Below are 23,458 nucleotides of genomic sequence, written 5' to 3'. Positions count from 1 at the left end.
ACGACAGCTACCAAGATAGTGCGGACGTTCAACTCGTCAATTTTAAGGCCATAAGGTGCGCAGATTATAGGGTGCTGCCGTCAGGCGCACCGTTCGCGATTGTTGCGCCTCGCATAGCTCGGCACAACCTATAGGTGGTCGCACCTTTTTGGGATTACGGCTGGCGGTTCTATATTTATCAGCAGACCTTCGTCAGAAAAACCATCTGTCTGCTCTTGGCCGATTGCCGTCTAATTCCACCACCAATACCATGATCGATTACATCCAATTCCCAAATCAAGGGACATTGCTGGGCCTCATTTTCGCGTGGGCGGTTGGTTGTTTCCCGTTCGCAATCACTGGAGCCGAGCGATGATTGCATTTTGCTAGTCGCGAAAGCCTAATTCTCTTGGACGCAAACCAAAACGCCTTGCGTGCAAGGCCTTTTGCCGGGCTCGCAAAGCAATTTGCTTTGCCTGCAAGGTTTTTTGGGCTTAAGGACCACCTAAAAGCGTTGCGAGGATAGCAAAATACCTTGTGCGTAAGCCTAATAGCCGGGAGAGTGTCGGGAGTGTCCCAAAATTTTGGGGAGTGTCCCAAATTTTGTGTAAACGGTAGTTTGGTTTAATGGCTAGGGAAGCGATCTTCGAACTGAATACTAAACCGATTCAAAGCGGCTTTCCAATCGTAGACGGGCATGGTCCAATTTTGGCTGATATTGCGCAACGCCAAATAGAGCAGTTTGGACAAGGCGTCATCACTGGGGAAGACCGCGCGGTTTTTCATGATTTTTCTCAGACTTCGATTCACCGATTCGATGGTATTGGTGGTGTAGATCACCTTGCGAATCTCGGGCGGATAGTCAAAAAAAGGGATGATGTGCCCCCAGTTTCGTCGCCAGATGGGGGCGATCGTGGGATAGGTCTCCAGCCAGTTGGCCTCGAATTCGGTCAGCTTTTGCTCGGCTTCCCTCGCCGTTGCGGCTCGATAAATCTGCTTGAGGTCGTCGGCAACCGACTGGCGCCTTTTGTAGCTGACATAGTTGAGGCTATGACGGACCAAGTGGACAATACACAGTTGAACGGCCGCTTTGGGAAACACGGTTTCGATAGCCTCCGGAAATCCCTTCAGACCATCGACACAGGCGATAAAGATGTCGTTGACGCCACGGTTCTTGAGCTCGGTGACCACTTGCAACCAAAATTTGGCGCCTTCGCTTTGGGCAATCCACAGCCCCAGCACTTCTTTGTGGCCGTCCAGATTGACACCGATGGCCAGATAGACGGCCTTGACCCGCACGCTGCCACTATCGCGCACTTTGGTATGCAGACAGTCGAGGTACACAATCGGGTAAATCGGATCCAGCGGGCGGCTTTGCCAGACGCCCACCTCTTCGAGTACCGCGTCGGTCACCGAGGAAATCAAGGTGGGGGATACCTCGGTGCCGTAAAGCTCGAATAAATGGGCTTGGATTTCCCGTACCGTCAGTCCTCGGGCATATAACGAAATGATCTTATCGTCGAAACCGGTCCAGCGCCGTTGATGCTTAGGAATGATCTGCGGTTCGAATTCGCCATGACGGTCGCGGGGAATCTCGATAGGCAAGTCGCCGAAGTCACCTTTCAGCGTTTTCCGGCTTTTGCCGTTTCGGGCATTGCTGCTGGCGTTGGTCACCGCCTCATGCTTACCGTGGCCCAAGTGCGCGGTCATTTCCGCTTCCAGGGCCCGTTCGACTATCGCTTTGGTCAACTGCTTCAGCAGACCATTGGCACCGATCAGGTCCTCGGGTTTTTGATAGTGCGACATCAAGGCGTCGAGTAGGTCATCCGGTATGGCTTTTGATGATACGGTCATGGTTTCCTCCTTGTCAGGATCGGTAGTTTCCTACCTCAGGGCCGTTTACACAAAAATTCTTACACCCTCCGCCCAAGGCTAAAGCGATAACCGAATGGCTGCGAGGGTAGAAAGAATCGATTAAGTCTGGCCGGGCTGTTTGCCGCCCGATATAGGCGGCATGCGGCTTTAGCCGTTGAGGATGCGGTAAACGAAGTAAAAGCTATGTTTCCCGCAAATAGCAAAGGTTTGGAAACTCACTATATCCTAAGCCTGCTTTCGGCTGCACATTTACCGGTTATAGTCGAAACCTAAATGATAAGAACATGGCTGAGCTAATAACGCCCGGCATTGGGGAGCGGCAAAACCGGCGATGTTAACGAGCGGCGTCGAGCACTCCACGGGTGAGCTAGTTCTTACTCAGCGTTCCCTGCAAATATTGATTGATCTGCTCCAAGTCCTGTTCATTCAGGCTGCCGGCCGCTTCTTTGAGTTTGATGCCGTTAATCAGATAGTCGTAACGGCTTCTGGCGTGATCGCTTTTGGCTCTAAAAAGGTTGCGTTGTTCAGCGAGCACATCCACCATGGTGCGGGTGCCCACTTCAAAACCGGCTTCGGCGGCTTCCACTGCCATTGCAGCGGATTTGCTGGTGGCTTCCAGCGCTTTGACTCTGCTGATGCTGGAAACTACGCCCCGAAACGCGTCTTTAACGCCACGATTGATGCTGCGTTTTACTTTAGTCAAATCTTCCTTGGCGGCTTCATACTCGTAAGCTGCCTGGCGGCTGCGGGAAGAGGTGCCGCCGCCTTCGTATAAAGGCAGGTTGAGTTGCAATCCGAAGCTTTCATTGTCGCCGCGTAAACCGTATTGGTTGCCTGTGTCCATTTCGCTGTATTGAGCAACGATGTCAAGGGTTGGCAGATGCTTGGATTGTTGCAACTCGACGTTTTTGCGGACATATTCGGCTTGATTGATCTGAGCGACAATAGAGAAATTGTTGTTCTCGGCGGTATTCGCCCAGGACGACAGATCTTCCGGTGCCGGCGGGCTGAGTGGGATTTGCGGTTGCAAACTGTTCAGTTCGGCGGCGTTTTCGCCTATGATTTCCCGCAGCGCTTCCTTGCTGTTATCCAAAAGGTTTCCCGCTTCGATCTCGCTTGCCAGGGCCCTGTCATAGCCGGCTTGGGCTTCATAAACGTCAGTAATAGCAATGATACCGACGTCGAAACGCTGTTTGGCCTGCTCTAATTGCTTTTCGATGGATTTTTTTTCCGAGTTGGCAAATTCCAGATTGTCTTGCGCGGCCAATATGTTGAAATAAGCCTCGGCGGTTCTGCGCATCAAGCTTTGTTGTTTGGCTTGGAATTGTGCTTCCGCCTGAGCAATTTTGTTATCAGCCTGATCGAGCTGTACCCAATGGTCCCAATGAAACACCGGTTGTTTCAAATTGATGCCCAATTTGCTGTCCCAATAATGCTGCAATGTGGTTCCCAAAAAGCTGGTACTTTCCAGACGATTGCGGCTGCTGTTGGCACTAAAGGAAAGATTCGGCAACATCTGTGCGATGCTTTGCGACTTGATTTCGGCGGTGGCTAATTTATTGATGTCCGAACTTTTAAACTCCGGGTCATTTGCTTTCGCCAGCTGATAGGTTTCCAGCAAATCCTGGCAAAAAGCGGGGCTTCCCCATATCAGAGCTACCAAAAACGTGAGTAACAGTTTTGTCATTGAGAAATCTTGCGAGGAGAGTTGAAAATAAACTTTAATTATCGCCTAAAATAACTAGCGTGCCGCGATAATTTAAGACTGACGTCAGCTTGTGTGTGCAGACTTGATTAGCTAACAGTCAATTTTAACCTTAGGGTACCTCTAATAATAATCCAATAATAATTGTTTGCGAGGTTTAAAACGGCCTCAAAAGCCAACTTTTCCAAACAATCATCTTCCCATAGGAGCCTTTTCGGCCCCTAGGGGCGGCATCAAGACGCAGCTACCCTGCGAATAGCGCAAAAACGCCTCATGTTGTAAACCAAGTTCATGAAACCGATACGCACTTCGGAGCGAGCCAGGCCGATGCAACGGACTGACTTTCCGCTCCATTGCACCATCCAGGCAAACACGTGTTCGACCCGGCAACGGGTTTTGGAGCGGATGCTGTGACGAAGCTGCCGACGATCAGTTGACCTTTGCGGGCGATCAGACCGGCGCGATCCAATTGGCGGTTGAATTCGTTGAATAAGGCCTCGGTGAGTTTCAGATCTTTGAGTGACTCAAGAAACTGCCAGAAACTGTTGCGATTCGGGGCATGCTTGGCATCCGACAAACCGATAAAACGCTGGAAACTGCGCCGGTCTTCGATTTGAAATTCCAGGTGCTCGTCGCTACAGATTGTAGAGGCTGGCGATGACCAACGCTTTGAACATCAACACCCCATCCCAAGGCTTACCAGGTTGGTGAAAAACCATATTCTGGACACTAATTCGGGAGTGTCCCAAATTTTGTGTAAACGGTAGTTTGGTTTAATGGCTAGGGAAGCGATCTTCGAACTGAATACTAAACCGATTCAAAGCGGCTTTCCAATCGTAGACGGGCATGGTCCAATTTTGGCTGATATTGCGCAACGCCAAATAGAGCAGTTTGGACAAGGCGTCATCACTGGGGAAGACCGCGCGGTTTTTCATGATTTTTCTCAGACTTCGATTCACCGATTCGATGGTATTGGTGGTGTAGATCACCTTGCGAATCTCGGGCGGATAGTCAAAAAAAGGGATGATGTGCCCCCAGTTTCGTCGCCAGATAGGGGCGATCGTGGGATAGGTCTCCAGCCAGTTGGCCTCGAATTCGGTCAGCTTTTGCTCGGCTTCCCTCGCCGTTGCGGCTCGATAAATCTGCTTGAGGTCGTCGGCAACCGACTGGCGCCTTTTGTAGCTGACATAGTTGAGGCTATGACGGACCAAGTGGACAATACACAGTTGAACGGCCGCTTTGGGAAACACGGTTTCGATAGCCTCCGGAAATCCCTTCAGACCATCGACACAGGCGATAAAGATGTCGTTGACGCCACGGTTCTTGAGCTCGGTGACCACTTGCAACCAAAATTTGGCGCCTTCGCTTTGGGCAATCCACAGCCCCAGCACTTCTTTGTGGCCGTCCAGATTGACACCGATGGCCAGATAGACGGCCTTGACCCGCACGCTGCCACTATCGCGCACTTTGGTATGCAGACAGTCGAGGTACACAATCGGGTAAATCGGATCCAGCGGGCGGCTTTGCCAGACGCCCACCTCTTCGAGTACCGCGTCGGTCACCGAGGAAATCAAGGTGGGGGATACCTCGGTGCCGTAAAGCTCGAATAAATGGGCTTGGATTTCCCGTACCGTCAGTCCTCGGGCATATAACGAAATGATCTTATCGTCGAAACCGGTCCAGCGCCGTTGATGCTTAGGAATGATCTGCGGTTCGAATTCGCCATGACGGTCGCGGGGAATCTCGATAGGCAAGTCGCCGAAGTCACCTTTCAGCGTTTTCCGGCTTTTGCCGTTTCGGGCATTGCTGCTGGCGTTGGTCACCGCCTCATGCTTACCGTGGCCCAAGTGCGCGGTCATTTCCGCTTCCAGGGCCCGTTCGACTATCGCTTTGGTCAACTGCTTCAGCAGACCATTGGCACCGATCAGGTCCTCGGGTTTTTGATAGTGCGACATCAAGGCGTCGAGTAGGTCATCCGGTATGGCTTTTGATGATACGGTCATGGTTTCCTCCTTGTCAGGATCGGTAGTTTCCTACCTCAGGGCCGTTTACACAAAAATTCTTACACCCTCACTAATTCAGCTGGAAGAGATCTTTATTTCGTATCAAAGCCAACCTGGTGGTGCTAAATATAGGCTCGATTTGTTGTAAAAAAGAGTTTTTCACCAACCTGTTACGCCCGGCGGACGATTTGCGGAACTTGTAGTGGACTTGATCCAGCAGCGGCCGGAACGCGTCCCAATCCACATGGGCTTCAAATTCCAACAACGGATTGCCCAGCCGATCGATCCGACGATCTCGGTGCTCGAACAGGGAACCGAAAAGGTCGTCTTGTGCTGTCCTCATCTTTGTTCTCCAAAGGACTTGAGTCCAGTCTGATTTTACTCGCAGGGCGCAATTTTTAGAGATTCACAAATGCCAATAAAAACAATAGCCTATGATTTTTTGTAACAAAAGCATATTGTGTTACTTAGTGTCCTGGTGTCGTTGCATATGCATTCTTGAGAAAAGTCAGCATTAGATTGGCAGGAACTGGCTGATTGTGTTGAAAATGGCTATTGTTGGAAAATTGGGTTAAAGCAGAAAAGTAATTAAGAAGAAAAGCAATAACTTACAATTTGCTTAAACTGCAAAATTAGTTGGAATTCGAGAAAAGTAGGTTTTTTCAACACAATCGACCATAAGCAGTCATTTATGATATAGAATTTTTGTGTAGCTCCAAAGCCGATGCATTGTTGCCATATGAATCTAATGATGAATTATGCCGAACGCTACTCATACGGGAATCAATCGGATATCAGTGTTTTTCTAAAGTGGGGATGATTTTGGTAAAGACTACGGAGTAGCTCGGATATCACACCACAATCCCCACTGTGGGCAGATCAATGCCCTTTTCGGCGGCAAGAAGCTTTCTATGATCATGGCGGGTATCAGTAGCATTGGGTTGCCGCTTTTTTCCCATCGGATGGTTTTTTCGAGGTGGCCAAATGTAGCCGTACTTTTGGCGTTTAATTGTATAGATACATATAACAAAATTTACAACATCAAAAATTATAACATGATGCTATCAAACAACGATTTACAGCAAATTAGCGAAAAATGTATTTCAGAATCACAAATTGTTCATCAGCTTAAAAGTTTTGAAACTGGTTTCCCGTTTTTGAAAATTATTAATGCGGCATCACCAGGGCAGGGTATTACCATTGCTTCGGATGCACAAATTAATGATTTGTTGGAAACATGGGATGCTTATTTGAAAAGCAATGCTTCAATACTCAAATTTGTTCCGGCATCGGGTGCGGCCAGTCGTATGTTTAAAGATTTATATGAGTTTTTGGATGCCGATTATGCCGAACCAACAAAACCTGCTGAAATTAAATTTATTACTGAAATTAAAAACTTCGCTTTTTACAATGCTTTGAACGAATGTTGTTTGAAAAATAATAATAAAAGTATTGATGATTTGATTAAAAATGGAGAAACAAAAGCTATTGTATCCAATTTATTAAATAGTGATGGCTTGAATTATGGTGCGTTGCCCAAAGGCTTGCTTTTATTTCACACATATAACAATGAAAAACGTACTTCGCTACAGGAGCATTTGGTGGAAGGGGGATTGTATGCTTCTAATGCATCGAATGAAGTAAATATTCATTTCACAGTTTCAACTGAACACCGTCAGCTGTTTGAAAATCATGTAAATGATACACTTTCTGAATACGAAAATGTACTGGGCAAAAAATTCAACATCAGTTTCTCAGAACAAAAAACATCGACTGACACTATAGCTGTCGACGAACAAAATCAACCATTTCGCGAAAATGGAAAATTAGTTTTTCGCCCCGGAGGACATGGTGCTCTTATTGAAAATCTGAACGATTTGAATGCAGATGTTATTTTTATTAAAAATATTGATAACGTGGTTCCTGATTCACTTAAAAATCAAACAGTTAAATACAAGAAAGCTATTGCGGGTTTATTGATTAAGCTTCAACAAAAAGCGTTTGAAAATCTTCAATTATTGGAGAAAGATAATATCTCTATTTCAAGCTTACATGAAATTGCTCTGTTTTGCGAAAAGGAACTTAATAACATTCATCCTGAAATTAATAAATTGAATGAAAGTGAATTAAAACAGTATCTTAAATCAAAACTAGATCGTCCGATTAGGGTTTGTGGTATGGTTAAAAACACCGGAGAGCCTGGTGGCGGTCCTTTTCTTACTGTAAATGCAGACGGAACCGTGTCTACTCAAATTCTCGAAAGTTCGCAAATTGATTTATCAAATCCGACAGAAAAAGCAAAAATGATGAATTCAACACATTTTAATCCTGTGGATTTGGTATGTGGAGTGAAGAACTATAAAGGCGAAAAATTTAATCTTTTACAATACGTTGATAAGCAAACCGGATTTATTTCATCGAAATCGAAGGGTGGTAAAGAATTGAAAGCTTTAGAGTTGCCCGGACTTTGGAATGGCGCCATGAGCGATTGGAATACAATTTTTGTTGAAGTTCCTATGGAAACATTCAATCCGGTAAAAACAGTGAACGATTTGCTTCGTCCTGAGCATCAGCAAATAAGATAATTTGTTTATAATTAAAGACAGCTGCTATTTTTGAAAAAATCGAAAACACCGGGAGCGGCGCAGGCGGTGAAATTCAGTTGACCGATGCGATTGCCGCATTGATGAAAGACGAAGAAGTGTTGTCTTACGAATTTGCAGGCAACCGTTACGACTGCGGATCAAAATTCGGTTTCTTGTTGGCTAACGTTGAGTACGGTTTGCTGCATCCGGAAATTAAAGCCGATTTCGCCGCGTATTTGCAGCAACGCGTCAGCAAAATTTAGTTCTCAGACGGCGCGGAATGGCGATTACCCGCCATTCCGTTGTTGCCGGCGATTGACGATTTCGTAAATCAACAGCGCGCACATAATCAGCGCGTTGCCCGCCATGGTTTTCAGCGTCAATGGCTCATGATTTACCGTGTAGCCAAGCAGCAACGACATGATCGGCGTCATCAGATTCATCATCGCCACGTTGGTGGCTTGCATATTGTTCAATATAAAATAATACAAAGCAAAACCCAACGTTGTCGCAACGATGCCAAGGTAGGCTATCGAATACAGGGTTTGCTCCGGAATGGTTTCAGGCAATATGCCGTCATCCAGCCAATACCAAGTGCCGAAATACAATGGGACCGAGATTAACAATCCCCCCGTGACTAATTGTAAAGCCGACAAGCGCGCGTCAATTTGTTTGACCCACACCGCACTGGCCGCGTGTATAAAGGTTGCCACCAGTACGCCGATCACGCCTTGTAGAGCCAACTCATCCAATTCCAGCGCCGAGCTGAACATCACCACTAAACCGCCCACCCCCAAGCTATAAGCGAATAACTTACCCCAGCCCAGGCTGCGTTCTTTCAGATAGGCGGCGGCCATGAAGGCGGTCATAAAAGGGCTTAAACCGAAAATCACCGAAATCCAGCCGGACGGTACGAATTGCGCCGACCAATAGGTAATCAGCATACTGCCGTAAAGCTGTACCGCCACCGCCAGGTAAGTCATCAAAGCGGGGCGGTTGAGCGGCAAACGCCGGCGCAACAGTAACAATAACAACAGCAGGCAGGCCAAGCCCGTGGTCATCCGTGCCATGGCGCCGAATACGTAACTGACGCCAATACTGCTCCATTTTATTGCCAGCGGTGTCGTGGTCCAGACCAACACTACGCCAAGGTATGCTAAGGCAAGTCGAATTTTCACCTTAAGGCAGTTTGAGACGGTTGGCGATCAATTGCTCGACCACCGAAGGATCAGCAAGCGTTGAGGTATCGCCGAGATCGTGGAATTCGTTGGCGGCGATTTTACGCAAGATGCGGCGCATGATCTTGCCGGAGCGAGTTTTCGGCAGGCCCGGCGCCCATTGAATCAGGTCGGGCAGGGCGATGGCGCTGATTTCTTCGCGCACCAAGTCCTTCAATTCGCCTTTCAGGCTGCTGTTACCTTCAATGCCGACGTTTAAAGTCACATAAGCATAAATCCCCTGGCCTTTAATCGGATGCGGAAAACCGACTACCGCAGCCTCGGCAACCAGGTCGTGCAATACCAATGCGCTTTCGATTTCTGCGGTACCCAAACGGTGGCCGCAAACGTTCAATACATCGTCGATGCGCCCGGTAATCCAGTAATAGCCGTCTTTGTCGCGGCGGGCACCGTCGCCGGCGAAATAATAGCCGGGGAATTTGGCGAAATAGGTATCGATAAAACGCGCATGGTCGCCATAAACCGTGCGGGCCTGGCCAGGCCATGGGTAAGTTAGTACCAAGACGCCTTCAGCTTCACCTTCCAAAACATTGCCATCCGGGTCGAGTATCGCCGGTTTTACCCCGAAAAACGGCAGCGTCGCCGAACCGGGTTTTAACGGCGTTGCGCCAGGTAAGGGCGTAATTAGAATGCCGCCGGTTTCGGTTTGCCACCAAGTATCCACAATAGGGCAGCGTTTGTTGCCGACCACCTCGTAATACCATTCCCAGGCTTCCGGATTAATCGGTTCGCCGACGCTGCCCAGAATGCGTAACGAGCTGCGCTTGGTGCGGGTAACAAAATCGTCGCCTTGCGCCATCAGTGCGCGGATTGCAGTCGGCGCTGTGTAAAAAATATTGACCTGATGTTTGTCGATTACTTGCCAGAAGCGGTCTGGATGCGGATAAGTCGGCACCCCTTCGAACATCAAGCTCGTGGCACCATTGCACAGCGGGCCGTAAAGTACGTAGGAATGGCCGGTGATCCAACCAATGTCGGCGGTACACCAGTAAACATCGCCTTCCTGGTAATCGAACACATATTTGTGGGTCATTGCCGCGTACAGCAAATAACCGCCTGTAGTGTGCAGCACGCCTTTGGGTTGTCCGGTGGATCCGGAGGTGTAGAGGATAAACAAGGGATCTTCGGCATCCATCATCACCGGCTCGCAGTCGGTCGATGCGGTTTGCATGGCTTCGTGGTAGCAAATGTCGCGGCCCGCGGTCCAGGGGATGTCGTGACCGGTGTGTTTGATCACTATCACGGTATTCAAATTAGGACATTGATTGGCGGCCTTATCGACATTCAATTTCGAATGCACAATTTTGCCGCCACGATAGCTTTCGTCCGCACAGATCAACACTTTGCAATCGGCATCGATGACCCGATCGCGCAATGCGTCTGCGGAAAAACCGCCGAATACGATGGAATGCACCGCACCGATCCGTGCGCAGGCCAAAATTACCACCGCCGCTTCCGCGATCATAGGCAGATAGATGCAGACTCTGTCGCCTTTTTGCACGCCATTGGCTTTCAGGACATTCGCGAATTGGCAGACTTGGGCGTGCAGTTCGCGGTAGGTCAGTTTACGATCATGCGCCGGGTCGTCGCCTTCCCAAATAATCGCCACCTGGTCAGCGCGCTTTTCCAGGTGTCTGTCCAGGCAGTTGACGGTGACATTGAGTTTGCCGCCCAGAAACCATTGTATTTCGCCCTTGGGGTAGTCGTATTGCAGTACTTGTTGCCAAGGCTGGTGCCAGTCCAAAAATTCGGCGGCCTGTTCAGCCCAAAAAGCTTCCGGTTCGGTTATCGATTGTTGGTAGAGACGCTGATAAGCAGCGCTATCGATATGGGCGCTGGCGGCAATCTGCGGATTAACCGGATAAATTTTTTGGTCTGACATAACGTAACCTCCTTCTTTGAACGTTATTAATTGTGTTGTAAGGCTGAGACGGCCTGGGTGTTTGTCAAGCGTTCGGCTTGCCAATGTTCGACGGCCCATTCCAGAATACTGTCGATTGCAGCCAGCCGCAAATCGGGCGGTGGATTTTGCTTGAGTAAGGTTAGCAGCTGAAACAAGGTTGGTCCGGCTTGATGTGAATTGACGGCTTCGGCGCGGGTTTGCTTACTGAGCTTATTGCCTCTGTGATCGACAATCAACGGAATATGCATGTATTGCAGTGATGGGTAACCCAGCAAATACTGTAAATACTGCTGTTTGGGGGTCGAATCCAATAAATCGTAACCTCTTACCACCCGATTGACCTTTTGCCGCTGGTCGTCGACAACACACGCCAGTTGGTAAGCGACGATGCCGTCCTTTCGTTTGACGATAAAATCGCCGTGCTCAGTAGCCAGGTTTTGGCTGACATCACCCTGCAGTTCGTCAACAAAGCGCATGGATACATCCGCGGTTTTTACGCGCAGCGCATGTGGCGATTGAATTGATTGTTCCTTGATGCGGCAATAGCCTGGATAAATCAAAGGAGAGTTTGCCAATAAACTGCGGCTACAGGTGCAAGGATATAGCTCATGCCGGTTTTGCAGTTTGACAATGGCTTCTTCATACTGATTGAGTTGTTGGCTTTGGTAATACACCTCGCCGTCCCAATGCAAACCAAAGCTTTGCAGGCAATTCAGGATTTCCTCGCTGGCTCCAGGCATATTGCGCGGCGTATCGAGATCGTCGATGCGCAATAGCCATAGACCTTTATGCTGACGGGCATCCAGATAGCTGGCGAGAGCGGTGTATAAAGAACCAAGATGAAGCGGGCCGGTAGGCGAGGGCGCAAACCGGCCGATATACGGTGCGGAATTGGGCAGAATTAACCCAATTGCTTTTCCCTGATTTCATCGAGCGTTTTGCAATCGATGCACAGGTTGGCGGTGGGACGTGCTTCCAGACGGCGAATGCCAATCTCGATACCGCACGTTTCGCAATAGCCGTAATTGCCCGACTCAATTTCCTTCAAGGATTCGTCGATCTTCTTGATCAATTTGCGTTCGCGGTCGCGGGTGCGCAGTTCCAGGCTGAACTCTGATTCCTGCGTGGCCCGGTCGTTCGGATCGGGAAAGTTGGCCGCTTCGTCCTGCATGTGGTGGACGGTACGATCCACTTCCATCATTAGTTCGGATTTCCATTTATTTAAGATGGCGGAAAAATGGCTCAACTGCGCCTCGTTCATGTACTCTTCGCCTTCTTTTTCCTCATAAGGCTTAAAAGTAAATTCCGATGCGGCAGGGTTTGTATTGTTCATCCAATGACTCCTGGCGGTCTATAAAAAAATCGGGGCTTTTTAACAGAATAGCCGGGGCCAAGCAAGAAGTTTGTTATGATGAAGTCGCTTTTGACTAACGGAATTTGCACATGAAACACCACGTCGCCGAGCGAATGCGCGGCATCAGCTCATTTTATGTGATGGAATTATTACAGCGCGCGAAGCAGCTTGAACAGCAAGGTCGCGACATCATTCACATGGAAATTGGCGAGCCGGATTTCGAGACACCACCGGCAATATTGGCCGCTGGAAATGCGTTCATGCAAGGTAGGGAGGTCAAATACACCGCTGCGGCCGGATTGCCGGAATTGCGACGCAGCATTGCCGATTATTACCAGGCGCAATACGGCGTAGATCTGGACCCAAAACGGGTTTTCATTACACCCGGCGCGTCCGGCGCGTTTTTGCTGGCGTTTGGGATTAGTTTAAATCCGGGCGAGCAAATCTTGATGGCTGATCCGTGTTATCCCTGTAACGACAACTTCGTGCAGCTTTTCGACGGTAAAACTCGTTTTGTGAATGTAGGTGCCGAAACGGCGTATCAACTCAACGCCGAGTTGATACGCCAGCACTGGCAGCCGGCCAGCAAAGGCGTATTAATTGCTTCGCCGTCCAACCCTACCGGTACCATCATTGGCAACGATGCGCTGCGCGATGCGATTCAACAGACGCATGCCTTAGGGGGCTGCTTTTATTCGGACGAGATTTACCATGGTCTGGTTTACGGCGAAACAGTCAGCAGTGCTTTGGAGTTCAGCGACGATGTATTTGTCATCAACAGTTTTTCCAAATTCTTTGGCATGACCGGTTGGCGTATCGGCTGGTTGATCGTGCCGGAAGATTTTATCGACGCCGTGGAAAAACTGGCGCAAAACATTTTTATTTCTACGCCTACCCACTCTCAATACGCTGCGTTGGCCTGTTTCAGCACTGAAAATATGGCCGAATTGTATCGACGCCGCGACGAATTTGAAAAGCGGCGGGATTTTCTTTACGACAACTTGTTAAGGTTGGGATTTAAAATAGCCTGTAAACCCCAAGGGGCGTTTTATATTTATGCCGATTGCAGTGCGTTTACCGACGACAGTTTTGAGTTTGCCAAACAGCTACTCGAACAAGAAGGCGTAGCGGTAACACCCGGCAAAGACTTTGGTCAATACTTGGCCAATCAACACATTCGATTTGCATATACCGCTTCAACCGATAGAATGGCCGCCGCGCTTCAGAGACTGGAAAGATTCATATGCCAATAAATCAATACACGCCACAACAGCTACAACAACATTTACAGGACGACCCATCGGTATTTTTACTGGACGTCAGGGAGCCCCACGAGTTTGCCTACGCCAAGATTGCCGGTAGCGTATTGATACCGCTGCAGCAAATCCCCGCGCGCTTCGCCGAAGTGCCTGCAGACCGTGACGTGGTGGTGATTTGTCATCATGGTATGCGTAGCCAGCAAGCTTGCAATTTTTTGCAGCATTCCGGTCTGCAAAGATTGTTCAATTTGAAGGGCGGCATCGACGCCTGGTCTCAGGTTTGCGATCCGTCCGTCCCACGTTACTAAATAATTAATAAAGCTATGTTTTTAAAAGAATACTATGACATTCAGGAGGGCAGTGTCGCTATCAGCGCCGCGCAGGCCAGCATGTTTGCCAAAGAAGTTGCCCATGACTTCAACCCCTTGCATGACGAAGACGCAAAACGTTTTTGCGTACCGGGCGATTTATTATTCTCGCTAGTGTTGGACAAATACGGTCTTAGCCAGAATATGCACTTCATCTTTTCCGGAATGGTTGGTCACGGTGTATTGCTGAACTTTCCTGATGATGATGCCGAAAAAATCGATGTCACCGACAATCAAGGTAAAACCTATTTGCAGATCGAACGTTCCGGCGATGTGATTCGCGACCCTGCCTTAATCGAGGCGTTGATTCGCGATTATGTGGCTTTTTCCGGGCAGAACTTTCCGTATGTGTTGGTGCCTTTGTTGGCCAAAGAGCAAGTCATGTTCAATATAGACCGGCCTTTGGTGATCTATGAGAGCATGACCTTGACATTGAACCGGATGGATTTTCACGAACCGCGGCTGGAAATGCTGGAACCGAAAATGGAAGTCAACGGCAAGCGCGCCACCGCTTATCTTTATTTCCAAATCAAATGCGGTGAAGACGTGGTTGGTTCCGGCTTTAAAAAGCTGGCGGTCAGCGGGTTGCGTGATTATGAAGCCGAACCGATGCAAGCATTTGTAGACGAATATCTGGCCAGAAAACATGGATATCTAGGGAATCTTGCGGAAGCAGCTGCGTAATTAGACATTCTGCCGTTCGTTTGCAGGGACTGGCAGCCTGTTTGTGTTTCGTGTTTTCCAACCGGTTGGCCAAGAATACACCGGTTGGTGAGAAGGCTAGTAAGCTGTCTGTAACGTCGAAGAGAAGGGCTCTACTGTCACCATTTCCCCAACATCTACACCTGTACTGTCTGCATCCAGCACAATAAAACAATTGGACTGACTGGCCACTTTCAGTTGATGAGAATCTTGTTGACCGGCGAGACGGACGGCTAATTCGCCGTCGTCCTGCTGGTACAGAATGCCACGTTGATATTCCTGCCGCCCGGGTGATTTTTTTAGCCTGCTGTCGCAACGAACACGTAACCGCAATGCTTGCGTGGGTGGCGCGCCGGCGAGCTGTTCCAAAGCTGGTTTTACGAATTTCTCGTAAGTGACCAGGACGGCAACCGGATTGCCGGGTAAACCGAAAAACCAGCACTTGCCGATCTTGCCAAAAGCCAGGGGTTTACCGGGTTTGATCGCCAGTTTCCAGAAGTTCACCTGTCCGCATTTTTCCAGCGTTTGTTTGACAAAATCCGCATCACCAACCGACGCACCGCCGGTGGAAATGAGGACGTCATGTTGCTGGGCTGCGTTCTTGAAAGTTTGTTCGAGTTTCAGTTGATCGTCTGCGACGATGCCCAAGTCCGAGACCGTGTGATTAGGGTCGGATAATAGCCCGGCTAATAGGTAGCGGTTGCTGTCATAGATTTGGCCGATAGCTAGCGGTTCTCCCAGTGGTACCAATTCGTCGCCAGTCGAGAAAAAGCCAATTCTAAGTTTGCGTTTCACGCTGATTTGTTCGACACCTGCCGCAGCCAGTAGGCTGAGGTCGCGAGCGGAGAGCTTTTTCGATGCGGTAACTAACTCATCATGCTGTTTAACATCGCTACCAGCCGCGCGAATATTTTTATACGGTTGCCAGTCCTGGGGAAGTGATACAGTGTCTCCATTTAGTTCGGTTTGTTCTTGGGCGATAACGCTGTCCGCAAACTCAGGGACCACAGCCCCTGTAAATATTCTGACGCATTGGCCGGGCGACTGTAGCTCTGAAAATGGTTTTCCGGCCCAAGAGGTGCCGATTGCTCGTAGTTTAGCCTGCTGCCCCGCAGCTATATCGCCAGCAGCAAACGCGTAACCATCCATTGCTGCCGTACGTTGCGGAGGGACGTCGATGGGTGAGCTCACGCTATCGGCTAGTGTTCTACCAAGGGCCTGGGTCAACGCGATTAGCTCTTGTTCGGGGATGGCCTTGATGGCTTTGCGGATTTCCGATAGAGCCTGTTCGACGCTTAATAAATCGTGTTTGTTGGGGTAGCAGATGTTAGTCACGTTGGCGCTTCAAAAAGATTTCGATAACGAATTTGGCTATGGCCTCTGCATCGTTTAGATCAAGGCAAGGTAAGCCGGGTGGTGTTAAGACGGTTTCATCGCTTGCTATCGCGATAATAGACGGGTCTTCAGGGTAAAGCAGCGGTTTGCCTAGGCTTGGTCTGCACAGCTCTATTTTGGGGTAGCTCTCGTGCCTGAATCCTTCCACTAAAATCAAATCCAGGCCTGCATTGGGAAACAAGGCTAGTTGTTCAGTCAGCGAAATATCGTTATCTGCGGACAATTCGCTGATTACCGCACGCCGGTGTCGGGAAACCAGCATAACCGGTGTGGCGCCCGCTTCGCGCAGCCGAAAGCTATCTTTACCGGGTTGATCAATCTCGAAGTCGTGATGACTGTGTTTGATAACACCTATTTCCAGATTATGTGCTTTCAGCATCGGGATAAGTTTTGTCAGTAAACTGGTTTTACCGGTGCCGCTGGCGGCCGCGAAGCCGAGGACTGATGGGCTGAACATGGACTTCTCTACATTTGTCGAACTGACCGTATTCTAAGTTATTATGACGTTCGTAGGTTGAAGCGTTTGGAGTCTGGGTGATACGAATAGTGATATTGTTGGCATTGGTATTGGCAATTTTGATGCTATCGGGATTTATGAAGGTACCAGCCGAATTGCGCAGCAAGCGACTTAAACAACTAGTCTGGGTTGCGGTTGCGCTGATTTTGCTTGTACTGATGCTGAGTGGAAAACTTAGCGGTCTGCTGGCGATATTCGGCGTAATATTTGCGTTTCTAGTACGCTCGATGCCTCTGATATTAAGATACGCGCCACAACTTCATGGTATTTGGTTGCGATTCAAAGCCGGCAATCCGCAATATGGTAAGCCGGGTCCTGGTTCATCTCGACAAGCCGGCATGACAACAACGGAGGCTTTTGAAGTTTTGGGGCTTATGCCTGGCGCAACGGAAGAAGAAATTATTCAGGCCCACCGTAAACTCATTTCGCGCTTTCATCCTGATCGAGGAGGGTCGGATTATTTGGCGGCCCAAATTAATCAAGCAAAAAAAACATTGCTGGGCCGTTGAAAAAACACATCCAGAAAATTCCTTTCAGAATTGTCTGTTTTTGCAGTTCTTTTGAATATATGTGATACGCATCACTTTCTTATTTTCATAATTTAGAAGTGGTTCGAATTTTAGTTTGATCTTGCTGATTTTAGTTACCAAAAAGGCCTAAGAGGCTGCTGTGAATAAAAATCAAAAAAGAGATGTGGACCACAAAAATATCAGTAAATTCAATTTATAAGACAAATCTTTTAAAGTTATACTGGCACTCGCCGTTAAGGTTAGTGCCTTCGATTAGATCAGATCGGAAATACAAGAAGAGGCGTGATGTCGTTAAGATTGGCCTATTGACTTAAGTGGTTTTGACAGTGAGCAATATCGGTTCCGTTGTTGGGTTTCAATCTTATCTGCATTTAAATAGTTTTAAGGGATTAATAGTTATCTGGCGAGACACGTACCAATAAAAATAAACGATTCAGCAAGCCAAAATACCTGGGAGATTAATCATGATGGAAGAAACGATAGATGTAATTAAAGATATGGATATTCCAGATTTCATTTCTTTTGATGATGTCGATGAAGAAGTTGTCGAAATCGATCCGAACGAAACGTTTAAGCTAGCCGAGATAGAAAGTAATGAATCGCAAAATGAGAGTACTTTCGATGCCACCCGAGCGTATCTGAATGAACTTAGTAAATCCCAGCTGCTAACTGCCGATGAAGAAAAAATCTACGGCAGACGTACTCAGCAGGGCGATCCAAAAGCCCGAAAAATTATGATCGAAAGCAATTTACGTCTCGTTGTCAAAATTTCCAGGCGCTATTTAAACCGCGGGCTCCCTTTACTCGATTTAATCGAAGAAGGTAATTTGGGGTTGATCCGAGCAGTTGAAAAATTCGACCCGGATCGAGGCTTCAGATTTTCCACCTATGCAACGTGGTGGATCAGACAGACCATCGAACGCGCAATCATGAATCAGACCCGAACTATTCGCCTGCCTATTCATATTGTTAAGGAAATGAACATTTATTTGAAAGCGCAGCGGAATTTAGCGCAACAGCTTGATCACGAGCCCACTGTCGACGAGATAGCGCGGCATCTTGATAAACCCGCTAAAACCGTCAGTAAAATGCTGAAACTCAACGAACGCGTCACATCCGTTGATGTGTCTTTCGGTAAGGATTTTGACAAACCTCTACTTGAGACAATTTCCGAAGAAGAAAGCCGTAATCCTGCTGAAATTTTGCAAGACGACTTTATTCAACATAACGTCACCTACTGGGTCTATCAGCTTGCCGAAAAACAGCGCGAAGTCATTTGTCGTAGATATGGTCTTTGCGGCTTCGAAAACGCAACTTTGGAACAGGTAGCCTTAGAATTGGGCGTAACTCGCGAAAGAGTCAGACAAATACAGATGGACGGCTTGAAGCGTCTGAAAGAGATTCTTGAAAGTAGCGGCTATTCGTTCGAATCGATTTTTAGCTAATAGTAAAATTTAACCGGCGGCAAACCAGAGTAGTGTGACTTTTTGTCAGATCTGGTTTGGGTGTCTTTTCTGAGGAACCTCATAATTGATACAACGGCAAGCCTTTAATTCTGTCGTCGATTAGTTGGATCAGTTCGTTGTATGCAGAACTTCCTACAGAATGAAATTTGCTAACAAACGTTGCCTCGTCCATATGTTCAGGTAAGTCCTGCAATTCCGGGATAATAGAAGAATAATCTTTAGTGCTAGACATTATTCTTTGTAATTTCCTCGCTTTCTCGGTTGATGCTACTGCTATTTGACCGAATCTAGTCCCGGCTCGATCGGCTGTCAGATCAATGAAACTGAAGCCGCTGCCTTTTTGCGCATCTCCCAATTCTTTATCGATGCCAATTTGCTCGCCGAGTAATGAGGAATCAAGAATTGCCAATAGTGCCGAAGCAATAAAATGTTGAGGTATATCCACTCGCTTATAAGCAAATACAGGATATTCCTTGCTGTAGACCAAACCAAGCGGCAAATAGCGGCGTAAGTCCTGTTTATAGATGTAGCTGCCGACAGCAATGATGATCGCGCGATTTTCCTGAACGGCGTCCTCCGTCGGTGTTTGTTGATACGCCGTCAAAAATAAAGGTTGCAACAAATCTGTGATAGATAAGCGCCAGCTTGGATCATGTTGGCTGACGATTTCGTTAATTTGCTGTTGATAGCGATGCAGGTTTGGGTAATCCCGATGTTTTTGGATAGCCAATTGCTTCGCCGCGTCAACTATGGACCCTAGATAACTAATTTCCAAAGCTTGCGGACTAATGCGGACTTTCTTGACGTATTGACTCAATAATTGCCAATGCTGCTCTAGCGGCGTGTTATGCACGATAGCGGGAATTAGGAGGTTAGCAGCTGGATCGGGAATGGAAATTTCTCCAATTTTCAACGACTTGATAACAATGGCATCATCTTGTTCTCGTAAGTTAAAACTAAAGTCCAGATATCTACCCCAGGGGCTTTTGGGAACAAATATCGCTATCTGAATCATTAATCTGTCATCGACAATCTGAATTTGCGTCGTATTTTCCGCAAAATGGTTTAGCAGATAACTTACCGCAATATTCAAGTCCTTCTGGTCCAAACTAACTGTTTTAATTTGGCCTCTTTCCTCCGGTGCCACATGCAATAACTGCTTCGCTCGCTGTATGTCTTCGCGGTTCAAACCCTGATGGATTTTTATCAACGGCGTATCGTCGATTGCGAAAAACAGTAAGCCTACGAACAATATTCCCAGTGAAAGTAGGATATACAGCAGGAATTTCAGCATTGATCGAAGATCAGATTAAAACGGGCCTCCTTGAGGTAGTACATTTCTTGTTTGAGATCGGCATGTGTCAGAGGCGCTTGTTCCAGCCAATTTTCCGGAAAATCAATTTTTATATCGTGGCGATTAATGGTGATGCTAAAGTCCGGACGTTTGCTATTACGGTTGCGGTGCAGCAAAGCGGCCAGCCGAAATACGACTGCCATGATCGGCGCATGTTGCCGCCAAGGAAATGGTAAATCCTCAAAACGGCTTAAATTAAGCTTTTTGCGGTGACTGCGCACCAGCTTGGACAGCAACAGCTGATCTTGTTTGGAAAAACCCGCCAAATCGCCATTTTCGATAATATAGGCGCTGTGCTTGTGATACTGACTGTGGGCGATCTCAAAGCCGATTTCATGGAGTTCCGCAGCCCATTCTAAAAACTGTAAACTGGCGGGATTGTCGTTAAAGCAAGGGTGATTGTCTAATTGCTGAACGATGTAACGTAGGGTTTCTTTGAGCTGTTGACTGTGTGAAGTGTCGGTGTGGTAACGCGCGGCAATGGTTTGACTGGTCTGCGAACGAACGTCATCGTTGTAAATTCTGCCCAGCAGATCCTGTACCAATCCTTCGCGCAATGCACCATCCGAAACCGTCATTTGCTGAATATTCAAGGTCTTGAACGTCGCATAAACAATAGCGACCGCGCCGATAAACACTGGCCGCCGCTCGATACTCAAGGCCGGAAAGCTGATTTCGTCGATTCGATTAAGTTTCAAGAGATGTGCTACCAACTGTTCCAACCCTTCATTGGTGATGCCGTTATTACTCCACCCCATGGTTTGCAGCACGTTGCTGATGGCTTTCAGGCTGCCGGAAGCGCCGATGGCTTCCTCCCAGTTTTGGGAATTGAACGCATTTTGAAAGGGTTCGAGATGTTGCTCGGCAAACAGCATTGCCTTGCGAAAGGCCTTTTTGGTCAGTTCGCCGTTTTTGAAAAAGTTCTGGCTGACGGTGACGCAGCCCATGTTCAGGCTTTCTTTGGTGTGGGCGATATCATCACGGCCAATAATATACTCTGTGCTACTGCCGCCGATGTCCATCACAAAGCGGTTGTTGGCATTGCTGCCCAGACTGTGGGCTACGCCTTGGTAGATTAACCGCGCTTCTTCGATACCCGAAATGATATGAATCGGATGCCCCAGGGCTTTTTCGGCCTTGTTGATGAATTGTTGCGAGTTTCTGGCGATGCGTAGCGTGTTGGTGCCAACTATTGCGACGCTGTTGGGTGCGAAATCCCGGATGCGCTGACCGAAGCGTTCCAGGCAGGCTAGGGCGCGCTCTTGCGTGATCTGGTCGAGATTTTTATGTTGATCCAGTCCCGCAGCCAGACGCACCATTTCTTTCAAGCGGTCGATGGTTTGCAATTTGCCGTTATGCAAGCTGCATATGATCATGTGAAAACTGTTGGAACCCAGATCGACGGCAGCAACACTGGTCGGTATTTGATGTGGCAAGAGTCTATTCCTGTTCAGGCTGCTGAGGGTTGGCGAATTCTGATAGAATCGGAAAGCTTTATTGACGCATTTTTAAAGATCGCGTCAATTCCTTTGCCCGAGATTATAACATTAGAGCATGACGGCTTTATCCATCCAAAACCTAAAAAAGACCTACAACAATGGCTTTGTAGCCTTGAAAGGCGTGGATCTCGATGTCCAGCGCGGCGACTTTTTCGCGTTGTTGGGTCCCAATGGCGCCGGCAAATCGACCTTGATCGGCATCATCAGTTCGCTGGTCAACAAAACCAGCGGATCGGTCAGCATCTTCGGTCACGACTTGGATAAAGACAATGTCGCCGCCAAAACCTGCATTGGCGTGGTACCGCAGGAAGTGAACTTCAATCAATTCGAAACCAGCATGAGCGTGGTGATGAACCAGGCCGGCTATTACGGCATTCCGCGGAAGCAAGCCTTGCAGCGCACCGAACAATGCTTGCGGCAAATGGAACTGTGGGATAAGCGCGACGTAGTGTCCCGGCGCTTGTCCGGCGGCATGAAGCGGCGGTTGATGATAGCCAGAGCAATGGTGCATTCTCCACGCTTGTTAATATTGGACGAACCCACCGCCGGCGTGGACATCGAAATCCGCCGCTCGATGTGGGAGATGATGCAGGACGTCAACAAACAAGGCACCACCATCATTTTGACTACCCATTATCTGGAAGAAGCCGAAAGCCTATGCCGGAATATCGCCATCATCAATAACGGACAAATCATCGAGAAATCGGCGATGAGCAGTTTGTTGAGTCGCTTGCATACCGATCATTTTGTATTGGATATATCTCGCCCATTAACTCAAGCACCGGCAATCGATGGCTGTGAAATTGTGTTGAGCGCCGATACCGTATTGGATGTGGCGGTGCCGAAAAGCCACGGTCTAAACCGTTTATTTCAGGCCCTATCTGAGCAACATATCGAGGTTCTAAGCCTGCGCAACAAGTCTAATCGTCTGGAACAATTATTTTTGGATTTGGTGCAATGAACTACTCGGTCGCTTTTTTTACGATTTTATTCAAAGAAATCCGCCGTTTCACCCGGATTTGGCCGCAAACGCTATTGCCACCGGCCATTACCACGGCGCTGTATTTCCTTATCTTCGGCAAGTTGATCGGTGACCGCATAGGCTTGGTACATGGCGTCAGCTATATGGACTACATCGTGCCCGGCATTATTCTGATGTCGGTGATCAGCCATTCTTACTCCAATGTGGTGTCCTCGTTTTATTCCACCAAATTCCAGCGTCATATCGAAGAGCTTTTGGTGGCGCCGGTGCCGAATTATGTGATTTTGGCCGGTTACGTCTGCGGCGGCATCGCCCGCGGAGTGTTGGTCGGCATAGTGGTGGCGGGGATTTCAATGATGTTTACCCACACTACGATCCTGCATTGGGACATCGCGGTTACAGTGTTTGTGCTGACGGCGACCTTGTTCGCACTGGCCGGTTTCATCAACGCGGTGTTTGCCGATAGCTTTGATGATATTTCCATCATTCCGAACTTTGTCTTGACGCCGTTGAGTTATCTGGGCGGCGTGTTCTATTCGGTAGCGATGTTGCCGGGAATCTGGCAAAAAATCGCCCAAGCCAATCCGATTTTATACATGATCAACGCTTTTCGTTACGGCATGATCGGGGTCAGTGATGTAGAGATTGAACTGGCTTTCGCGATGACGGGCGGCTTTATCGTGTTTTTAACCGCACTAAGCTTGTTGCTGTTGCATAAAGGTATCGGTATTAAAAATTAGTCCA

21 protein-coding genes and 2 pseudogenes are annotated in these 23,458 nt (G+C 48.2%); 9 read left to right on the top strand and 14 right to left on the bottom strand.

The window, feature by feature from the left end; translation table 11 throughout:
- Positions 1-603: 603 nt before the first annotated feature.
- From ACR64Q_RS10775 to ACR64Q_RS10750, 6 genes and pseudogenes are all read right to left on the bottom strand, one after another.
- The gene (locus ACR64Q_RS10775; RefSeq protein ID WP_026600850.1) at positions 604-1,833 is read right to left on the bottom strand and encodes an IS256 family transposase; all 1,230 of its coding nucleotides are present in this window, start codon (positions 1,831-1,833) and stop codon (positions 604-606) included.
- A gap of 388 nt (positions 1,834-2,221) precedes the next feature.
- The gene (locus ACR64Q_RS10770) at positions 2,222-3,541 is read right to left on the bottom strand and encodes a TolC family outer membrane protein (RefSeq protein ID WP_026600849.1); all 1,320 of its coding nucleotides are present in this window, start codon (positions 3,539-3,541) and stop codon (positions 2,222-2,224) included.
- 251 nt (positions 3,542-3,792) lie between these two features.
- Complete coding sequence (locus ACR64Q_RS10765) at positions 3,793-4,029, bottom strand: transposase (RefSeq protein ID WP_442919028.1); 237 nt, start codon at positions 4,027-4,029, stop codon at positions 3,793-3,795.
- A gap of 65 nt (positions 4,030-4,094) precedes the next feature.
- Positions 4,095-4,202 (bottom strand): annotated as a pseudogene (locus ACR64Q_RS10760) (transposase); the annotation flags it as partial.
- A gap of 130 nt (positions 4,203-4,332) precedes the next feature.
- Positions 4,333-5,562, bottom strand: a complete 1,230-nt coding sequence (locus tag ACR64Q_RS10755; protein ID WP_026600850.1) for an IS256 family transposase — start codon at positions 5,560-5,562, stop codon at positions 4,333-4,335.
- Positions 5,563-5,632: 70 nt separating this feature from the next.
- Positions 5,633-5,905, bottom strand: coding sequence for a hypothetical protein (locus ACR64Q_RS10750; protein ID WP_026600847.1), 273 nt, complete (start codon positions 5,903-5,905; stop codon positions 5,633-5,635).
- Positions 5,906-6,479: 574 nt separating this feature from the next.
- Between ACR64Q_RS10750 and ACR64Q_RS10745 the strand changes: the two genes are divergently transcribed.
- Together ACR64Q_RS10745 and ACR64Q_RS10740 are read left to right on the top strand one after the other, a co-directional pair.
- The gene (locus tag ACR64Q_RS10745) at positions 6,480-8,147 is read left to right on the top strand and encodes a DUF4301 family protein (RefSeq protein ID WP_313734663.1); all 1,668 of its coding nucleotides are present in this window, start codon (positions 6,480-6,482) and stop codon (positions 8,145-8,147) included.
- 17 nt (positions 8,148-8,164) lie between these two features.
- A pseudogene (locus ACR64Q_RS10740) lies at positions 8,165-8,410 on the top strand (UTP--glucose-1-phosphate uridylyltransferase); the annotation flags it as partial.
- Positions 8,411-8,434: 24 nt separating this feature from the next.
- Here ACR64Q_RS10740 and ACR64Q_RS10735 read toward each other — a convergent pair.
- From ACR64Q_RS10735 to dksA, 4 genes are read right to left on the bottom strand one after another with little or no spacing between them, the layout of a single operon-like run.
- Positions 8,435-9,325, bottom strand: coding sequence for a DMT family transporter (locus tag ACR64Q_RS10735; RefSeq protein WP_313734662.1), 891 nt, complete (start codon positions 9,323-9,325; stop codon positions 8,435-8,437).
- Between the two features lies 1 nt (position 9,326).
- The gene (gene acs, locus ACR64Q_RS10730) at positions 9,327-11,267 is read right to left on the bottom strand and encodes an acetate--CoA ligase (RefSeq protein ID WP_026600843.1); all 1,941 of its coding nucleotides are present in this window, start codon (positions 11,265-11,267) and stop codon (positions 9,327-9,329) included.
- A 26-nt stretch (positions 11,268-11,293) separates the two neighbouring features.
- Positions 11,294-12,166, bottom strand: a complete 873-nt coding sequence (gene gluQRS / locus ACR64Q_RS10725; protein ID WP_313735075.1) for a tRNA glutamyl-Q(34) synthetase GluQRS — start codon at positions 12,164-12,166, stop codon at positions 11,294-11,296.
- 23 nt (positions 12,167-12,189) lie between these two features.
- On the bottom strand, positions 12,190-12,621 hold the full coding sequence (dksA, locus tag ACR64Q_RS10720; protein WP_020481282.1) for an RNA polymerase-binding protein DksA: 432 nt from the start codon (positions 12,619-12,621) through the stop codon (positions 12,190-12,192).
- Positions 12,622-12,731: 110 nt separating this feature from the next.
- On the opposite strand from dksA, the gene ACR64Q_RS10715 reads away from it, so the two are divergent.
- Genes ACR64Q_RS10715 through ACR64Q_RS10705 form a run of 3 tightly spaced genes read left to right on the top strand, consistent with a single transcriptional unit; the run spans position 12,732 to position 14,953 of the window.
- Positions 12,732-13,895, top strand: a complete 1,164-nt coding sequence (locus ACR64Q_RS10715; protein WP_036275581.1) for a pyridoxal phosphate-dependent aminotransferase — start codon at positions 12,732-12,734, stop codon at positions 13,893-13,895.
- Positions 13,886-14,209 (top strand): rhodanese-like domain-containing protein, encoded by a 324-nt coding sequence (locus ACR64Q_RS10710; RefSeq protein ID WP_026600840.1) that lies wholly within the window; start codon positions 13,886-13,888, stop codon positions 14,207-14,209. Before ACR64Q_RS10715 ends, ACR64Q_RS10710 begins: the two co-directional genes overlap by 10 nt.
- Before the next feature lie 15 nt (positions 14,210-14,224).
- A complete protein-coding gene (locus ACR64Q_RS10705) occupies positions 14,225-14,953 on the top strand; it encodes a DUF3581 domain-containing protein (protein WP_026600839.1) in 729 nt (242 codons plus the stop codon).
- A 96-nt stretch (positions 14,954-15,049) separates the two neighbouring features.
- Here the strand turns inward: ACR64Q_RS10705 and moeA are convergent, their stop codons facing one another.
- The gene (gene moeA, locus ACR64Q_RS10700) at positions 15,050-16,306 is read right to left on the bottom strand and encodes a molybdopterin molybdotransferase MoeA (protein WP_026600838.1); all 1,257 of its coding nucleotides are present in this window, start codon (positions 16,304-16,306) and stop codon (positions 15,050-15,052) included.
- On the bottom strand, positions 16,299-16,823 hold the full coding sequence (mobB, locus tag ACR64Q_RS10695) for a molybdopterin-guanine dinucleotide biosynthesis protein B (RefSeq protein WP_026600837.1): 525 nt from the start codon (positions 16,821-16,823) through the stop codon (positions 16,299-16,301). Before mobB ends, moeA begins: the two co-directional genes overlap by 8 nt.
- Positions 16,824-16,900: 77 nt before the next feature.
- On the opposite strand from mobB, the gene ACR64Q_RS10690 reads away from it, so the two are divergent.
- Positions 16,901-17,392, top strand: coding sequence for a DnaJ domain-containing protein (locus ACR64Q_RS10690; protein WP_036275579.1), 492 nt, complete (start codon positions 16,901-16,903; stop codon positions 17,390-17,392).
- A gap of 485 nt (positions 17,393-17,877) precedes the next feature.
- Complete coding sequence (gene rpoS / locus ACR64Q_RS10685) at positions 17,878-18,858, top strand: RNA polymerase sigma factor RpoS (protein WP_020481275.1); 981 nt, start codon at positions 17,878-17,880, stop codon at positions 18,856-18,858.
- Between the two features lie 79 nt (positions 18,859-18,937).
- Here rpoS and ACR64Q_RS10680 read toward each other — a convergent pair whose 3' ends face one another.
- Both ACR64Q_RS10680 and ppx read right to left on the bottom strand, forming a co-directional pair.
- Positions 18,938-20,173 (bottom strand): hypothetical protein, encoded by a 1,236-nt coding sequence (locus ACR64Q_RS10680; protein ID WP_026600835.1) that lies wholly within the window; start codon positions 20,171-20,173, stop codon positions 18,938-18,940.
- Positions 20,167-21,669 (bottom strand): exopolyphosphatase, encoded by a 1,503-nt coding sequence (ppx, locus tag ACR64Q_RS10675; protein WP_026600834.1) that lies wholly within the window; start codon positions 21,667-21,669, stop codon positions 20,167-20,169. The genes ACR64Q_RS10680 and ppx overlap by 7 nt, the downstream gene beginning before the upstream one ends.
- A gap of 118 nt (positions 21,670-21,787) precedes the next feature.
- Between ppx and ACR64Q_RS10670 the strand changes: the two genes are divergently transcribed.
- A complete protein-coding gene (locus tag ACR64Q_RS10670) occupies positions 21,788-22,693 on the top strand; it encodes an ABC transporter ATP-binding protein (RefSeq protein WP_026600833.1) in 906 nt (301 codons plus the stop codon).
- Positions 22,690-23,454 carry an ABC transporter permease gene (locus ACR64Q_RS10665; RefSeq protein WP_026600832.1) on the top strand — a complete coding sequence of 255 codons (765 nt, stop codon included), beginning with the start codon at positions 22,690-22,692 and terminating at the stop codon, positions 23,452-23,454. The genes ACR64Q_RS10670 and ACR64Q_RS10665 overlap by 4 nt, the downstream gene beginning before the upstream one ends.
- Positions 23,455-23,458 lie beyond the last annotated feature (4 nt).

The sequence above is a fragment of the Methylomonas sp. 2F7 genome (assembly GCF_057126975.1).
The sequence above is the reverse complement of the archived record's forward strand: the minus strand, read 5'-3'. Positions and strand labels throughout refer to the sequence as shown.

What these genes read in the sequence shown, in the direction of transcription:
- ACR64Q_RS10775 (WP_026600850.1), bottom strand. Translation starts at nt 1,833, where the DNA reads ATGACCGTATCATCAAAAGCCATACCGGATGACCTACTCGACGCCTTG.
- ACR64Q_RS10770 (WP_026600849.1), bottom strand. Translation starts at nt 3,541, where the DNA reads ATGACAAAACTGTTACTCACGTTTTTGGTAGCTCTGATATGGGGAAGC.
- ACR64Q_RS10755 (WP_026600850.1), bottom strand. Translation starts at nt 5,562, where the DNA reads ATGACCGTATCATCAAAAGCCATACCGGATGACCTACTCGACGCCTTG.
- ACR64Q_RS10750 (WP_026600847.1), bottom strand. Translation starts at nt 5,905, where the DNA reads ATGAGGACAGCACAAGACGACCTTTTCGGTTCCCTGTTCGAGCACCGA.
- ACR64Q_RS10745 (WP_313734663.1), top strand. Translation starts at nt 6,480, where the DNA reads ATGGCGGGTATCAGTAGCATTGGGTTGCCGCTTTTTTCCCATCGGATG.
- acs (WP_026600843.1), bottom strand. Translation starts at nt 11,267, where the DNA reads ATGTCAGACCAAAAAATTTATCCGGTTAATCCGCAGATTGCCGCCAGC.
- dksA (WP_020481282.1), bottom strand. Translation starts at nt 12,621, where the DNA reads ATGAACAATACAAACCCTGCCGCATCGGAATTTACTTTTAAGCCTTAT.
- ACR64Q_RS10715 (WP_036275581.1), top strand. Translation starts at nt 12,732, where the DNA reads ATGAAACACCACGTCGCCGAGCGAATGCGCGGCATCAGCTCATTTTAT.
- ACR64Q_RS10710 (WP_026600840.1), top strand. Translation starts at nt 13,886, where the DNA reads ATGCCAATAAATCAATACACGCCACAACAGCTACAACAACATTTACAG.
- ACR64Q_RS10705 (WP_026600839.1), top strand. Translation starts at nt 14,225, where the DNA reads ATGTTTTTAAAAGAATACTATGACATTCAGGAGGGCAGTGTCGCTATC.
- mobB (WP_026600837.1), bottom strand. Translation starts at nt 16,823, where the DNA reads ATGTTCAGCCCATCAGTCCTCGGCTTCGCGGCCGCCAGCGGCACCGGT.
- rpoS (WP_020481275.1), top strand. Translation starts at nt 17,878, where the DNA reads ATGATGGAAGAAACGATAGATGTAATTAAAGATATGGATATTCCAGAT.
- ACR64Q_RS10680 (WP_026600835.1), bottom strand. Translation starts at nt 20,173, where the DNA reads ATGCTGAAATTCCTGCTGTATATCCTACTTTCACTGGGAATATTGTTC.
- ACR64Q_RS10670 (WP_026600833.1), top strand. Translation starts at nt 21,788, where the DNA reads ATGACGGCTTTATCCATCCAAAACCTAAAAAAGACCTACAACAATGGC.
- ACR64Q_RS10665 (WP_026600832.1), top strand. Translation starts at nt 22,690, where the DNA reads ATGAACTACTCGGTCGCTTTTTTTACGATTTTATTCAAAGAAATCCGC.